The 15,490-nt window shown below is 72.8% G+C and carries 12 protein-coding genes; 2 read left to right on the top strand and 10 right to left on the bottom strand.

Annotated features, from left to right (window positions below):
* The first annotated feature begins 440 nt into the window (after positions 1-440).
* Complete coding sequence (locus ACWERV_RS12215) at positions 441-962, top strand: universal stress protein (protein WP_398181339.1); 522 nt, start codon at positions 441-443, stop codon at positions 960-962.
* A gap of 146 nt (positions 963-1,108) precedes the next feature.
* Here ACWERV_RS12215 and glmS read toward each other — a convergent pair whose 3' ends face one another.
* The 10 genes from glmS to ACWERV_RS12165 all read right to left on the bottom strand — a co-directional run bounded on the left by glmS (position 1,109) and on the right by ACWERV_RS12165 (position 14,985).
* A complete protein-coding gene (glmS, locus tag ACWERV_RS12210; RefSeq protein WP_398181342.1) occupies positions 1,109-2,923 on the bottom strand; it encodes a glutamine--fructose-6-phosphate transaminase (isomerizing) in 1,815 nt (604 codons plus the stop codon).
* A gap of 64 nt (positions 2,924-2,987) precedes the next feature.
* Entirely contained in the window at positions 2,988-3,263 is a 276-nt protein-coding gene (locus ACWERV_RS12205) for a hypothetical protein (protein WP_031514749.1), read from the bottom strand.
* A 118-nt stretch (positions 3,264-3,381) separates the two neighbouring features.
* The gene (locus ACWERV_RS12200; RefSeq protein ID WP_452931871.1) at positions 3,382-5,364 is read right to left on the bottom strand and encodes an IucA/IucC family protein; all 1,983 of its coding nucleotides are present in this window, start codon (positions 5,362-5,364) and stop codon (positions 3,382-3,384) included.
* Complete coding sequence (locus ACWERV_RS12195) at positions 5,361-5,942, bottom strand: GNAT family N-acetyltransferase (RefSeq protein WP_452931868.1); 582 nt, start codon at positions 5,940-5,942, stop codon at positions 5,361-5,363. The genes ACWERV_RS12200 and ACWERV_RS12195 overlap by 4 nt, the downstream gene beginning before the upstream one ends.
* Positions 5,939-7,240 carry a lysine N(6)-hydroxylase/L-ornithine N(5)-oxygenase family protein gene (locus ACWERV_RS12190; RefSeq protein ID WP_452931865.1) on the bottom strand — a complete coding sequence of 434 codons (1,302 nt, stop codon included), beginning with the start codon at positions 7,238-7,240 and terminating at the stop codon, positions 5,939-5,941. Before ACWERV_RS12190 ends, ACWERV_RS12195 begins: the two co-directional genes overlap by 4 nt.
* Complete coding sequence (locus tag ACWERV_RS12185; protein ID WP_452931862.1) at positions 7,224-8,699, bottom strand: pyridoxal phosphate-dependent decarboxylase family protein; 1,476 nt, start codon at positions 8,697-8,699, stop codon at positions 7,224-7,226. The genes ACWERV_RS12190 and ACWERV_RS12185 overlap by 17 nt, the downstream gene beginning before the upstream one ends.
* Positions 8,700-8,928: 229 nt before the next feature.
* Positions 8,929-10,089: an acyl-CoA dehydrogenase family protein gene (locus tag ACWERV_RS12180; protein WP_452932090.1), complete on the bottom strand. Its 1,161-nt coding sequence runs from the start codon at positions 10,087-10,089 to the stop codon at positions 8,929-8,931.
* An 8-nt stretch (positions 10,090-10,097) separates the two neighbouring features.
* Positions 10,098-11,075, bottom strand: a complete 978-nt coding sequence (locus ACWERV_RS12175; protein WP_452932087.1) for a hydroxymethylglutaryl-CoA lyase — start codon at positions 11,073-11,075, stop codon at positions 10,098-10,100.
* A 74-nt stretch (positions 11,076-11,149) separates the two neighbouring features.
* Entirely contained in the window at positions 11,150-13,348 is a 2,199-nt protein-coding gene (locus ACWERV_RS12170; RefSeq protein WP_452931859.1) for an acetyl/propionyl/methylcrotonyl-CoA carboxylase subunit alpha, read from the bottom strand.
* Positions 13,349-13,356: 8 nt separating this feature from the next.
* Entirely contained in the window at positions 13,357-14,985 is a 1,629-nt protein-coding gene (locus ACWERV_RS12165; protein ID WP_452931856.1) for a carboxyl transferase domain-containing protein, read from the bottom strand.
* A gap of 98 nt (positions 14,986-15,083) precedes the next feature.
* Between ACWERV_RS12165 and ACWERV_RS12160 the strand changes: the two genes are divergently transcribed.
* Positions 15,084-15,490: TetR/AcrR family transcriptional regulator (locus ACWERV_RS12160; protein ID WP_452931853.1), on the top strand; the 407-nt coding region annotated here is incomplete at its 3' end.

The following is a 15,490-nucleotide window of genomic DNA, read 5'->3' as shown; positions in this document are numbered from 1 at the left end:
TTGAGGAGCGCGAGGCGCGTACAAGGCGCCCGCGCGTGCGCGGGGCGGCTCCCGGGCGCGCCGGTAACTGCCGCACGGAACGGGTGAATCCGGCGGATATCCCATGGCCGCAGCGGGTATGACCGTCTCACGGCGCGCGGCCGCCCGCGGGTGAACCGATGCGCCCCCGGGATGCTCCGGTGCGCCGCGCCGTGCCGCCGGTTGGCGGGATGGCGTTGCGCTCGCGGCGCCGCTCCGGCATTCTCCTGGGAACTCCGGGTACCCGACTCGGTGGAGACGCTGCCGAACCTGTGCAGGCGGTCCTTACAGCCGTACTCTGGAGAGAGTGGGACGGGAAGTGGCGAACTGGCCCAAACCGGCCGGTCCGGCGGACCGACCCACGCGCCCCGTCCCGTCCGCTGCTCGGCGCGTCAGCGCCGCCCTCGCCGAGAATCCGCATCATGGCCGGTCATGACTTCCCCGAGCCCGCCGATCGCAGGCCGTTGGCCGAATCGGCAGCGGCGCTGCCCGAACAGGCGCCCGCCCGGCAGCCCTGCGATCCCGCCTTCCGGCACGGTGTCGTCGTCGGCTTCGACGGGTCCGTCTCCAGCGAGCGCGCCCTCGCCTACGCCGTCGGCATGGCCCGCAGGACGGCGTCAGCCCTGATCATCGTGCATGTGGCCAACCGGCTGCCGGCCACGGTGTGGGCGGGCTGCGAGCCACCGGTCTTCGTCGACGTCCCCGACCACCGCACCGAGGTGCTCGGCCTGGAGCTGGCCTGCTCCGACCATCTCGCCGAGATCTCCTGGGTGCTGGTGGAGCGCGGCGGCGACATCTGCCACGAACTGGAGGAGGTCGGCCGGGAATACGAGGCCGACGCCATCGTGGTCGGTGGCACGCACGGGCTGGCCGGGCGGATCTTCGGCTCGGTCGCCGGCCGGCTCGCCCGCCGGGCCCAGCGCCCGGTCGTCGTCATCCCGTAGCGCGCCCGCTTCCGCCGCTTCGCCGCACCCCGCGTCACCCGTTCGGCCGTCATCCGTACGAGTGCGGTCCGCGCGCGCCGGGCGTGCCCGCCTACGCGATCGGGCGCGGGGGCGTACGACCGCGTACGCCCCCGCGCCCGGTGCGGCTACTCCACGGTGACGGACTTCGCCAGGTTGCGCGGCTTGTCGATGTCGCGGCCCAGGGCGAGCGCGGTGTGGTAGGCGAACAGCTGGAGCGGGATGCCCATGAGGATGGGGTCCAGCTCGTCCTCGTTCTTCGGGACCACGATCGTGTGGTCCGCCTTCTCCTGCACCTGGTGGGCGACCGCCAGGATCCGGCCGTTCCTGGCCTTGATCTCCTCCATGGCGGCGCGGTTCTTCTCCAGCAGGTCGTCGTCCGGCACGATCGCGACGGTCGGCATCGACGGGTCGATCAGCGCCAGCGGCCCGTGCTTGAGCTCGGAGGCCGGGTAGGCCTCGGCGTGGATGTAGCTGACCTCCTTGAGCTTCAGCGACGCCTCGCGCGCGACCGGGTAGCCGCGCACCCGGCCGATGAAGAGCATCGAGTGCGCGTCGGCGTAGGACTTCGCCAGCTGCTTGATGTCCTCCTCGGTCTTGAGGATCTCCTCGATCTGCGCCGGCAGCCTGCGCAGGCCCTCGATGATCCGCCGCCCGTCGGTGACGGACAGGTCGCGCACCCGGCCCAGGTGCAGCGCCAGCAGCGCGAAGGCGACGACGGTGTTGGTGAAGCACTTGGTGGACACCACGCACACCTCGGGCCCGGCGTGCACATAGGTGCCGCCGTCCGCCTCGCGGGCGATCGCCGAGCCGACGACGTTGACCACGCCCAGCACCCGGGCGCCCTTGCGCTTGAGCTCCTGGACGGCCGCGAGCACGTCGTAGGTCTCGCCGGACTGCGACACGGCGACATAGAGGGTGTCGGGGTCCACCACCGGGTTGCGGTAGCGGAACTCCGAGGCGGGCTCGGCGTCCGCGGGGATGCGCGCCAGCTCCTCGATCAGGCCCGCGCCGATCTGCCCGGCGTGGTAGCTGGTGCCGCAGCCGAGGATCTTGATACGGCGCACGCTGCGCGCGTCCCGGGCGTCCATGTTGAGGCCGCCCAGGTGGACGGTCGCGAACCGGTCGTCGATCCGGCCGCGCAGCACCCGGTCCACGGCCTCGGCCTGCTCGAAGATCTCCTTGTGCATGTAGGTGTCGTGGCCGCCCATGTCGTACGACTCGGCCTCCCACTCCACCGTGGTCGGCGTCGCCGTCGTCTGCGAGCCCTCGGTGGTGTAGGTGCGGAAGTCGTCGGCCTTGAGGGTGGCCATCTCGCCGTCGCCGAGGGTCACGACCTGGCGGGTGTGGGCGACGAGCGCGGCCACGTCGGAGGCGACGAACATCTCCTTCTCGCCGATTCCCAGCACCACGGGCGAGCCGTTGCGGGCGACGACGATACGGCCCGGGAAGTCCTGGTGCAGCACGGCGATGCCGTACGTGCCCTCGACCGACCGCAGCGCCTCGCTGACCTTCTTCTCCAGCGTCTCGGCCGCCGACCGGGCGATGAGGTGGGCCAGCACCTCGGTGTCGGTCTCGGAGGCGAAGACGACGCCCTCGGCGGTGAGCCGGATGCGCAGCTCGGAGGCGTTGTCGATGATGCCGTTGTGGACGACGGCGACCTTCTCCTCGCCGTCCAGGTGCGGGTGCGCGTTGACGTCGCTGGGCGCGCCGTGGGTGGCCCAGCGGGTGTGGGCGATGCCGGTGGTGCCCGCGAAGCGCTTGGGGATCCGCGACTCCAGCTCCCGCACCCGGCCCTTGGCCTTGACCGTCCGCAGCTCGCCCGACTTGCCGGTGATGACGACGCCGGCCGAGTCGTAACCGCGGTACTCCAGCCGCTGCAGACCCTCCAGCAGCAGCGGTGCCACGTCACGCTTGCCGATGTACCCGACGATTCCGCACATGAGCCGTCCGTCCCTCTCCGTCGTCCTGCGCTTGTCCCTGAAAGCCCTGGTGCCCGGCGGCCCCTCAGCCGTAGACGATGCGCCGCAGCTGGCGCTGGGAGAGCGCGGCGGGGGCCACCGCGCGGTGCGGCAGCTCCTCGCCGATCCGCGCGAAGATCTCCGCGTTGACCAGGCCCTTCGCCTGGAGCTCGCGGTGTCTGCGGCGGACGAACTCCTCCGTCGTCTCGTCGAAGTACGCCAGGACGTCCAGGACGACCCGGGAGGCCTCGCCGCGGTGCAGCGGCGTGGTGCGCACCAGGTGGTCGATCAGGTCGTCGTACGGGGTCCGGCGTTCGAGCACCCGTTGATACTGGTGTGATGATCTTTGCTTTGCAAGAATCCTGCCCGATTCCGGGCAGGAAGGCGGGTCAAGAACGGCCAAAGGGGTGACAGTCGGCGGAGGAACGCCATATTTCGGGTCAAATGGTTTCGCGGTCGGCCTCGGGGGAAGGGCGGGGCCGGTACGGGGCCAGGGGGTTCGCCAGGGTGCCGGCGAACTGGAGCGCGGCCGACGGGTCGGCCAGGTCCACCATCCGCCGGTTGTTCCTGAGCTGGAGCCGGTTGAGGCAGGACAGCGCGAAGCGGTCGGCGAAGAGGTCGTGCCGCGCGAAGCGGTCGGCCAGGTGGGGGTGGGCCCGCTGGTAGTCCGTGACGCAGGCGGCGACCGTGCGCCAGAAGGCGGTCTCGTCCAGCACGCCCCGGGTGTGCAGGATCGCGCTCAGGAAGCGCAGGAAGCAGTCGAAGACATCGGTGAAGACCGCGAGGACCAGCTCCTCGTCGGGCACGTTCGCCGCGCGTATGCGCTCGGCGGCCGGGGGCAGCGGGAGATCACGGTCCATGACCATGATCTCCTCGGCTATGTCCTTGAAGACGACGCGCTCGACGGTGCCGCCGTCCGCCCCCAGGACGAGGATGACGTTCTCGCCGTGCGGCATGTAGGCCAGGCCGTAGGCGTAGAGGCTGTGCAGGACCGGGACGAGGTAGGCGTCGAGGTAGCCGCGCAGCCAGCGGGCCGGGGGCAGGCCGGAGCGCTCGACGAGGGCGGCGGCGAAGGAGTCGGTGCGGTGGGGGCGGGTGCCGTCGTGGGTGCCGTCGTCGGGGTGCTCGCCGGCCGGGGGCTCGTCGGTGTGCAGCAGGGCCGCCATCGTCGCCGGGGTCTCGCCCGGCGCGAGCCCCGGCACCGGGCTCTCCCGCCACAGCGCGGCCAGCATCATCCGGTACGGCGACCCGTACGCGGTCGCGGCCTCGTAGCCGCGGTGGTGGTACCCCACGGCGGCACGCTCGCGGATGATCGAGAAGCGCGCGGCCCGCAGCGTCGGGTCGGCGGCGATCAGACCCGCGAGCCAGTCGTTGATCGCCGGGGTGCCCGCCATGTACGTGGCGGACAGGCCGCGCATGAAGCCCATGTTGAGGACGGACAGCGCCGTCTTCACGTAGTGCCGCCCGGGGTGGGTGGCGTTGAAGAACGTACGGACGGACTGCTGCGCCAGGTAGTCGTCCTCGCCGGGTCCGAGCGGCACCAGCCGCCCGGCGGCTATCTCGCCCGCGAAGCTCACCGAGAGCTTGTGCTCCCACTGCCACGGATGCGCCGGGAGCAGGATGTACGCGGCCGGGTCCAGGCCGCGCGCGGTGAGCGTGCCGCGCAGCCGCGCGTACTGCGCGGCGCCCAGCTCGGCGGCCATGAAGTCCTGCTCGGCGACGCCCTCGCCCGCGCTGAAGTCCGCGTGGTCGCGGTGGGCGGCGAGCCAGAAGAGCCGGACGGGCGCGGCGGCCTCGGGCGTGTAGTGGCGGTGGTCGGCGGAGCCGAAGCCGAGCCGTCCGCTGTTCGCGACGAAGCAGGGGTGGCCCTCGGTCATCGCCGCCTCGACGGCCTGGAAGCCCGCGGCGGGCAGCTCGGCGGCCGTGTGGGCGCGGGGCTCGCGCGGACGCGCCCGGAAGGCGGCCGCCGAGAGCGTGGCGGTGATCTCCTCCAGGTAGACGGGGAGGATGTCGTCGCTCAGGCCCAGGGCGCCGCACAGGCCGGTGAAGAAGGCGAGGGCGTCGGGCTCGGCCGGTTCGCCGGAGGGCGGGGTGTGCCGGGCCAGGGAGGCGGGGTCGACCTGCCAGTGGTCGAGGGTGAGGCGGCGGGCGGTGAAGCGGTGGGCGGTGCCGCCGTCGTCGTCGGTGACCTCGTAGCGGGCGGGCCCGTCGGGCGTGGCGGGGGCGGGGCCGAGGCGTACGGGCTCCAGCAGGCGCTCGTGGGCGAACTCGCCGAGGGCCTTGGCCAGCAGCCGCCGGGTGGCCCGCCGCCAGGCGCCGGCCGTGAGGTGGTCCACGGCGGCGGGCGCGTACGGGGGGTTCCCCGGGTCCGTCGAGGGGTTCGTCGGCGGGTTCGTCGGCGGGTTCGTCGGGTGGGCGGTCATCGGGTGGCCGCCTCGAAGCGCTCGCGCGTGCAGACGCTGAGCAGCGCGTCCTTCTCCGGTTTGGCGACCGTGCCGACGACCCCGAAGCCGACCCCCGCGTTGAGCCGGTGCACGGCGGTGTTGCGCACGTCCGGTTCGACGACCACCCGGCGGGTCGCCGGGTCCGCGAACAGCTCGGCCATCACCGCCGTGAGCACCGCGCGGGTGAAGCCGTGCACGGGGGTGTCGGCGGGCGCGACCAGGAAGTGCATGCCGACGTCGCCTGGCTCGGCCGGGTAGAGCCCGGCGAGCTCGACCCGCGCGGGGTCGTACCGTTCCATGACGCACACCGGCTCGCCGCCGTACAGCCCGAGGAAGGCGTCCTCGTACGGCGCCGCGGCCATCTCGGTGTACGCCCGCTCGACGTCCTCCAGGTCGGCGTCGCCCATGAGCCAGAAGGACGCCTTGGGGTGTACGACCCAGCGGTGCAGCAGCGTGGCGTCGGTGGCGGGATCGACGGGGCGGAAGGTGAAACCGGCCGGGTCGGGGGCGCCGGGTCCGGGCCCGGCGGCGGGGGCGGTGTGCTGGGGGGCGGTCATGCGGTGAACTCCTGGAAGGCGATGGCGGTCTCCACCCGGTAGTGCTCGCGGCCGAGCAGCTGCCGGATGATCCGTGAGTTGCGGTAGGCGGCCATGCCGAGGTCGGGGGAGGCGAAGCCGTGGGTGTGCAGCTCGGCGTTCTGCACGAAGATGCCGCTGCCGGTGACGTCGACGGCGTAGTCGCGGGTGACGGCGAAGCGGCCCTGCTCGTCGCGGCGGATGCGGTCGCGGACGGGCGCCAGGAAGCCGGGTGTGCGGTAGCGGTAACCGGTGGCGAGCACCAGCCCCTCGGTCGTGAGGGTGTGGTCGATGCCCTGCTCGTCCTGGCGCAGGCCCAGCGTGTACGCGCCGGGCGCGTCCGGCGTGTCGTAGGCGGCGTGCACGAGGGAGGTGTTGGTGAGCAGCCGGGTGGGGACCTTGCCGCGCCGGCTCTTGACGTACAGCAGGTCGAAGACGGCGTTGATCAGCTCGGAGTTGATGCCCTTGTAGAGGTTCTTCTGCGCGGCGTTGAGGCGGTCGCGGGTGGCCGCGGGCAGGGCGTGGAAGTAGTCCACGTACTCCGGTGAGGTCATCTCCAGGGTGAGCTTGGTGTATTCGAGCGGGAAGAAGCGGGGGGAGCGGGTCACCCAGGTGAGGTGGTAGCCGTAGATCTCGATGTCCTGGAGCAGGTCGTGGTAGATCTCCGCGGCGCTCTGACCGCTGCCCACGACGGTGACGCTGCTCTTGCGGCGCAGCTGCTCACGGGCCGGGAGGTAGCCGGAGGTGTGCACGGCGTCGCCGCCCAGGCCCTCGCACGCGGGCGGGAGGTAGGGGGGTGTGCCGGTGCCGAGCACGAGGCGGGGGGCGCGGAAGGTCTCGCCGGTGTCCGCCGTGACCGTGTAGAGGCCGTCGGCCTCGTCGTACGTGACCTCGGTGGCCGTCCGGCCGAAGCGGATGCCGGGGATGCGGGCGGCGGCCCAGCGGCAGTAGTCGTTGAACTCCTCGCGCAGCGGATAGAAGCTCTCGCGGATGTAGAAGGCGTAGAGGCGGCCGGATTTCTTGAGGTAGTTGAGGAAGCTGAAGGGGGAGGTCGGGTCGGCGAGGGTGACCAGGTCGGAGAGGAAGGGCGTCTGGAGGGTGCTGCCCTCCAGGAACATCCCGGAGTGCCAGTCGAAGTCGGGCTTGCTCTCCAGGAAGACGCCGTCGAGGCCCTCGACGGGCTCGGCGAGGCAGGCCAGGCCCAGGTTGAAGGGGCCGAGCCCGATCGCGACGAAGTCGGCGGTGGTCTCGCGGCGGGCGGCGTCAGGACGCGTGGACAAGGGACTCTCCTGCCTGGCGGGCGGCGTTCTCGGCCGCGTGTCCGGCCAGCAGGTCCAGGACCTCGGCGATGTCGGCGGGCGTGGTCAGCGGGTTGAGCAGGGTGAACTTGAGGTAGTGGCGGCCCGCGACCGTCGTCCCGGCCACCACGGCCGCGCCGGAGGCGGAGATGGCCTTGCGGGCGTGCAGGTTGGCGCGGTCCACGACGGCGGGATCGGTGCCGGCGCCGCCGCGCGGCGCGGGCGGCAGCCAGCGGAAGACCAGGGTGGAGAGGGTGGGCCGGGCGGCCACCTCGAACCGCGGATCGGCGTCCAGCAGCTCCCAGCCGTGCCGGGCCAGGTCCAGGACGTCGTCGAAGAGCGCGCCGATGCCGTCCGCGCCCATCACCCGCAGGGTCATCCACAGCTTGAGCGCGTCGAAGCGGCGGGTGGTCTGGAGCGACTTGTCCACCTGGTTGGGGATCCGCTCGGCGGCGGCGCGGCGCGGGTTGAGGTAGTCGGCGTGGTGGGTGGCGTGCCGCAGTGCGGCCCGGTCGCGGACCAGCAGGGCGCTGGAACTGACCGGCTGGAAGAAGGACTTGTGGTAATCGACCGTGACCGAGTCGGCGTGCTCGATGCCGTCGAGCAGCCGGCGATGCCGGTGCGAGACCAGCAGCCCGCAGCCGTAGGCGGCATCGACGTGCAGCCAGCTGCCGTACCGGGCTGCCAGGTCCGCCAGTTCGGGGAGCGGGTCGATGGAGCCGAAGTCGGTGGTGCCGGCGGTGCCGACGATCGCCATCGCGGTACGGCCGGAGCGACGGCAGCGGTCCAGCTCCGCTTCCAGCGCCGGGACCGAGAGGCGTTTGGCGTCGTCCGCGGGCACCGCGACCACGGCGTCGGCGGCCAGGCCGAGCAGCCGGGCGGCCTTCTGGACGCTGAAGTGCGCGCACTCCGAGGCCAGCACGCGCAGCCGGTCGGGCGCGGCGCCGCGGGCCAGCGCCTCCTCGCGGGCCAGCAGCAGCGCCTGGAGGTTGGACTGGGTGCCGCCGCTGGTGAAGACGCCGTCGGCCGCCGGTCCGAGGCCGAGCCGCCCCGCCGTCCAGTCGACGAGGCGGCGCTCGATCAGGGTGGCACCGGCGCTCTGGTCCCACGTGTCGAGGGAGGAGTTGACCGCGCTGAGCACCGCTTCGGCCGCCACCGCCGGGATGACGACGGGGCAGTTCAGATGGGCCAGATAGCGGGGATGGTGGAAGTAGACGGCGTCCCGGAGGTAGACCGACTCCAGCTCCTCCAGTGCGGCCGCGGTGTCGCCGAGCGGCCGGTCCAGGTCGATCGCGTCGATGCGCGGCGCGAGCGCATCGGGGCGGACGCCGGTGAACGGCCGGTCGGCGGCGGTCAGGGCCGCCGCCACCCGCTCGACTCCCTGGAGCACGGACGTGCGGTAGTGCTCCGTGGTGGTGCCGTTGAGCAGGTGTGCGCGCATGAAGAGGCCTCCTGATGGATCATGAGTAAGGTAAGGCTAACCTAAGTCATGATCCACCAGCTCCCCGGCGCGCGTTTCGGCTGCACCCGCGTCCCGGCTTGGCCGGATCGGATCGGGCCGGGCCGGACCTGGCCGGATCCGGGGCTCGTCCCGCCCGGTCCCGTGGTGCGTCACGGCCCGGTCCCGTCGCGGGGCGGCGGTGTCTCGGTTGCGGTTCGGCCGCCGTGGCTCAGCCGGTCACCCCCAACTCCCGGGCGATCAGCATCCGCTGCACCTCGCTCGTGCCCTCCCCGATCTCCAGGATCTTGGAGTCCCGCCACATCCGCGCCACCGGATAGTCGTTCATGAAGCCGTAGCCGCCGTGGATCTGCGTGGCCTCGCGGGCATTGGTCACGGCCACCTCGGAGGAGTAGAGCTTGGCGAGTGCGGCCTCCTTCTTGAACGGCTCCCCGTGCCCCAGCCGGGACGCCGCGTCCCGCCAGGCCAGCCGCGCGGTGTGCGCGCGCATCTCCATGTCGGCGAGCTTGAACTGGATGGCCTGGTTGGCCCCGATCGGCCGGCCGAAGGCCTCCCGCGTCCGCGCGTACTCCACCGACTCGTCCACGCAGCCCTGCGCCAGCCCGGTGGCCAGCGCGGAGATCGCGATCCGCCCCTCGTCGAGGATGCGCAGGAACTGCGCGTAGCCGCGGCCCTGTTCGCCGAGCAGATTCGCCGCCGGCACCCGGCAGTCGGAGAAGGACAGCTCCCGCGTGTCCGACGCGTTCCAGCCGACCTTGCTGTACTTCTTCGACACCGTGAAGCCCGGCGTCCCGGACGGCACGATGATCGACGAGATGAGCGGCCGCCCGTCGTCCGTCCGCCCCGTCACCGCGGTCACGGTCACCAGCCCGGTGATGTCCGTACCGGAGTTGGTGATGAAGCTCTTCGTGCCGTTGATGACCCACTGGTCGGTGCTCTCGTCGAGCCGGGCGGTGGTGCGCGTGCCGCCCGCGTCCGAGCCGCAGTCCGGCTCCGTCAGCCCGAAGGCCCCGAGCATCTCGCCCGAGCACAGCTTCGGCAGCCACTCCTGCTTCTGCTCCTCGGTGCCGAACCGGAAGACCGGCATCGCCCCCAGCGACACCCCGGCCTCCAGCGTGATCGCGACCGAGGAGTCCACCCGGGCGATCTCCTCCAGCGCCAGGCACAGGGCGAAGTAGTCCCCGCCCATCCCGCCGTACTCCTCCGGGAAGGGCAGCCCGAACAGGCCCATCCGCCCCATCTCCCGCACGATCTCGTACGGGAACTCCTCCTTCTCGTAGAAGTCGCCGATCGCCGGGGCGATCACCTCGCGGGCGAACTCCGCGACGGTGACGCGCAGCTCCTCGTACTCGTCGGACAGCCGGTGGTCGATGGTCATGGCTACTGCTCCCGGTGGGTGAGGGCGCGGACGGTACGGGACGGGCTGGGCCGCCCCAACTGCTCCGCCATCCAGACGCTTGTGGCGCTGAGGCGGCCGAGGTCGACCCCGGTGTCGATGCCGAGCCCGTGCAGCATCCACACCAGGTCCTCCGTGGCGAGATTGCCGGTGGCGCTCTTGGCGTACGGGCAGCCGCCGAGCCCGCCGGCCGAGGCGTCCACCACGGTCACGCCCCGCTGGAGGGCGGCCAGCGTGTTCGCCAGCGCCTGCCCGTAGGTGTCGTGGAAGTGCACGGCCAGCCGTTCCACGGGAATCGGCCCGCCCGACTGCCCGGGTCCGCCGGGGGCGCCGGCTCCGCCGCTTCCCGTCAACTCGTCCAGCAGCGCCGCCACCTGTCCGGGCGTGGCCACCCCGATGGTGTCGCCGAGACTCAGCTCCGTGCAGCCCATCGCGTACAGCCGCCGGGCCACCGCGGCGACCTGCGCCGACGGCACGGGGCCCTCCCACGGATCGCCGAAGCACATCGACAGATAGCCGCGCACCGCCAGCCCCTCCCGCCGGGCCCGCGCCACCACCGGCTCGAACATCGCCAGCGACTCCGCCACCGTGCGGTTCAGATTCGCCCGCGCGAAGGACTCCGTGGCGCTGCCGAAGACCGCGATCTCCCGCACCCCGAGGTCGAGCGCCCGCTCCAGGCCCCGCTCGTTGGGCACCAGCACCGGCAGCCGCACCGCGGGATCCCGCCCGGCCAGATCGGTGAGCAGCGGCATCAGCTCGGCCGCGTCGGCCAGTTGGGGCACCCAGCTGGGCCGCACGAAGCTCGTCGCCTCGACCGTCCCCAGCCCCGCGTCTGCCAGCCGGTGCACGAACTCCGCCTTCACCGCGGTCGGCACCACCGCCTTCTCGTTCTGCAGCCCGTCCCGCGCGCCCACCTCGTGGATCCGCACCTTCCGCGGCAACCCGTCCGCCCGCACCGGCATCGGCAGCCCCAGCTCCAGCACCCCGGGATCCACCGCTGCGCTGCCGCCGGGCTCCACGACCGCGTCCGCCGCCGTCACGACGCACCCCCGGCCACCGCGTCCGCCCCGGCGCCCGTACCCGTAACGGCGTCCGGGCCCGGCCCGGCGCCCGCGCCCGCATCCGCGCCCGCAGGCGCATCCGCACCGGTGTCCGGAGTCGCGTGCGTGCCCGTGTCCGTGTTGCCGGGCGCCTGTTCCGCCGGGGTCACCACGGCCAGCACCTGGTCCATCGCCACCGCCGCGCCCACGGCGACGTCGATCTCCGTCACCGTGCCGTCGTGCGGCGCGGTGATCACGTGCTCCATCTTCATCGCCTCCACCACCAGCAGGCTCTGACCCGCCACCACCTCGTCGCCCTTGGCGGCCTTCAGCACCGTGACCGTCCCCGGCATCGGTGCCGTCAGTGCTCCGCCGCCCGCGCCCAGCGCGGCGCCCCGCAGGGCCTCGGCCACCGGGTCGTACGTCCGTACCCGCCAGCCGTCGCCCTCTCTGCCGAGCCATTCGCCCGCGTGGGAGAAGGCCAGGATCCGGTCCGCGAGCTCCAGCCGCACTCGTGCGCCCTCGACCGTGATCCGGGCCGGCACGGCGGGCCCGTCCCCGATCCGCACCTCGCCCGGCCGTACCCGTACCTCCACCGGATCCCGGCCCGGGACCCGCAGGTGGTGCACCGTCCATGCGGGCGCGGCGCCGAGCCGCCAGCCGCTGGGCACGGAGAAGGGGTCCGTCCAGCCCTCCGCGCCGGGCCGCGGTGCCAGGGCCTGGTGGCGCAGCAGCGCCGCCGCCGCGTACACCTCCGGCGGCACCTCGGACGGCACCAGCCCGGCCGCCTCCCGGTCGATCAGCCCGGTGTCCAGATCCCCCGCCACCACCGCCGGGTGGCCGAGCAGCCGCCGCAGGAATCCGGTGTTGGTGTCGAGGCCCAGCACCTCCGTCTCCGCCAGCGCCGCCCGCAGCCGCCGCAGCGCAGTCTCCCGGTCGGGACCGTGCGCGATGACCTTGGCCAGCATCGGGTCGTACGCCGTGCCGACCTCCGTGCCTTCGGCGAGGCCCGAGTCGACCCGGACCCCGGGCCGTCCCACCGGCTCGCGCAGCGCCAGCACCCTTCCCGCCGAGGGCAGGAAGTCGACCCGCCCGTCCGCCGGACGTGCCGTCTCCGCGCACAGCCGCGCCTCCACCGCGTGCCCGGTGAGCGTGACGTCCTCCTGCGCGAAGTCCAGCCGTTCGCCCGCGGCCACCCGCAGCTGCCAGGCCACCAGGTCAAGCCCCGTGACCAGCTCCGTGACGGGGTGTTCGACCTGGAGCCGGGTGTTCATCTCCATGAAGTAGTACGCCGACGGATCGGCGCCCGGCACGATGAACTCCACCGTGCCCGCGCCCGTGTACCCGCAGGACCGGGCCGCCTGCACCGCGGCTTCGCCCATCGCCGCCCGGGTCGCCGCGTCCAGCAGCACCGAGGGCGCCTCCTCGACGACCTTCTGGTGGCGCCGCTGGAGGGAGCACTCCCGCTCGCCCAGATGCACCACCCCGCCGTGCCCGTCGGCCAGCACCTGGATCTCGATGTGCCGCGGCCGGTCGATCCAGCGCTCCACCAGCAGGGTGTCGTCACCGAACGACCCCAGCGCCTCCCGCCGGGCCGCGGCGATCTCGTCGGCCAGCAGCGCGGTGTCCCGCACCAGCCGCATGCCCTTGCCGCCGCCGCCCGCCGACGGCTTCAGCAGCACCGGCATGCCGATCTCCCGCGCGGCCTCGGCCAGCTGGCCGTCGGTCAGTCCGCTGCCGTGGCTTCCGGGGACCACCGGCACTCCGGCGGCCCGTACCGTCTCCTTCGCCCGGATCTTGTCGCCCATCAGCTCGATCGCATCCGCAGGCGGTCCCACGAAGACCAGCCCGGCGTCGGCGCACGTCCGGGCGAAGGCCGCGTTCTCCGCGAGGAAGCCGTAGCCGGGGTGGACGGCCTCGGCTCCGGCGGCCAGCGCCGCCCGCACCAGCTCCGAGGCGGAAAGGTAGCTCTCCACCCGCACCGCGGTGTCGGCCTCCCGGACGTGCCGTGCCCCGGCGTCCGCCGCGGTGAAGGCGGCGGCAGACCGCATCCCCAGCTCCCGCAGCGTGCGGATGATCCGTACCGCGATCTCGCCCCGGTTGGCGACCAGGACGGTGCCGAAGGCGACGGCCGCCGCGGCTCGCTCGTCGCGCTCGTCCCGGCCCTGGGGGGTGGTGGTGTCGACTGTGCTCATCTTCGGCCTCACATCCGGAAGACGCCGTAGCCGGGCGCGGTGGGGTCGGCGGCGGGCAGCGGGGCGTTCGCGCACGCGGTGAGGGCCAGCCCCAGCACCGTGCGGGTCTCCAGCGGGTCGATCACTCCGTCGTCCCAGAGCCTGGCGGTGGCGTAGTAGGCGTTGCCCTGCGTCTCGTACTGCTCGCGGACGGGCTTCTTGAAGGCCTCCTCGTCCTCCTCGCTCCACTTCTCGCCGGCCGCGGCGAGCTGGTCGCGCTTGACCGTCGCGAGCACCGAGGCCGCCTGCTCGCCGCCCATCACGGAGATCTTGGCGTTGGGCCACATCCACAGGAAGCGCGGGCTGTACGCCCGGCCGCACATCGAGTAGTTGCCCGCTCCGTACGATCCGCCGATGACGACGGTGAGCTTGGGGACCCGCGCGCAGGCCACGGCCGTGACCATCTTGGCGCCGTGCTTGGCGATACCGCCCGCCTCGTACTGGCGGCCGACCATGAAGCCCGAGATGTTCTGCAGGAAGAGCAGCGGGATACCGCGCTGGTCGCACAGCTGGATGAAGTGGGCGCCCTTGAGGGCCGATTCGCCGAAGAGGATGCCGTTGTTCGCGACGATCCCCACCGGGTGGCCCTCCAGGTGGGCGAAACCGGTGACCAGGGTCGTGCCGTACTCCGCCTTGAACTCGGCGAACCGGCTGCCGTCGACCAGCCGGGCGATGACCTCGCGCACGTCGTAGGGAGTGCGGGAGTCGACCGGCACCACCCCGTAGAGACCGGCGGGATCCACGGCCGGTGCCTCGGCGGGCCGCAGTGTCCAGGGCGCGGCGCCGCGCGCGGGCAGGGTGGCGACGATGTCCCGCACGATGCTCAGCGCGTGCGCGTCGTCCTCGGCGAGGTGGTCGGTGACCCCGGAGACGCGCGAGTGCACCTCGCCGCCGCCCAGCTCCTCGGCCGTCACGACCTCGCCCGTCGCGGCCTTCACCAGCGGCGGTCCGCCCAGGAAGATCGTGCCCTGCCCCCGCACGATCACCGCCTCGTCGCTCATCGCCGGGACGTAGGCGCCGCCCGCGGTGCACGATCCGAGCACGGCCGCGATCTGCGGGATCCCGCGGGCGGACATGGTGGCCTGGTTGTAGAAGATCCGGCCGAAGTGGTCCCGGTCGGGGAAGACCTCGTCCTGCCGGGGGAGGAAGGCGCCGCCGGAATCGACCAGGTAGACGCACGGCAGCCGGTTGTCGAGGGCGACCTCCTGGGCGCGCAGGTGCTTCTTGACCGTCATGGGGTAGTACGTGCCGCCCTTGACCGTCGCGTCGTTGGCGACCACCACGACCTCGCGCCCGGACACCCGGCCGATTCCCGCGACCACCCCGGCGGCCGGTGCCTGGCCGTCGTACATCCCCTCCGCGGCCAGCGGGGCCAGTTCGAGGAAGGGGGAGCCGGGGTCGAGCACCCCGTCCACCCGGTCCCTGGGCAGGAGCTTCCCCCGCGCGGTATGTCGGGATCTGGCCCGCTCCCCGCCGCCCAGGCGCGCGGCCGCGAGCGTGTCGCGCAGGTGCGCGGAGAGCGCGGTGTGCGCGGCCGTGTTGCTGCGAAACGCCTCGGACGCCGGATCCGCGGCGGTGGTGAGGACGGGTGCTGCCATGGTTCTGCCCCCCGGCGGTGCGAGTGAGGGTGTTAGCGGTCGTTAACTTGATTACCCCACGTTAACGCTCGCTAACCGGATTGTCTAGACTCGACCCCATGAACTCGACGAATTCGGCGCTCAGCCGGCGCGACCAGATCCTCAGGGAGGCCGCACGGCTCTTCGCCGAGCGCGGCTTCCACGGCGTGGGCGTGGACGAGATAGGCGCGGCGGTCGGTATCAGCGGTCCCGGGCTCTACCGGCACTTCGCGGGCAAGGACGCGATGCTCGCCGAACTGCTCGTGGGGATCAGCGGCCGGCTGCTGACCGCCGGGCGGCGCCGGGTCGCCGAGGCGGACGGTCCGGAGGAGGCGCTGAACGCGCTGATCCGCGGCCACATCGACTTCGCGATCGACGACCGGCCGCTCATCACCCTGCACGACCGCGAGCTGGACCGGCTGCGCGAGTCCGACCGCAAGCTCGTCCGCCAGCTCCAGCGCCAGTACGTGGAGGTGTGGGTGGGCGT

The organism is Streptomyces sp. NPDC004031 (genome assembly GCF_053604375.1).
Note: the sequence above shows the minus strand (reverse complement) of the source record. Positions and strands in the feature narration are given on the sequence as shown.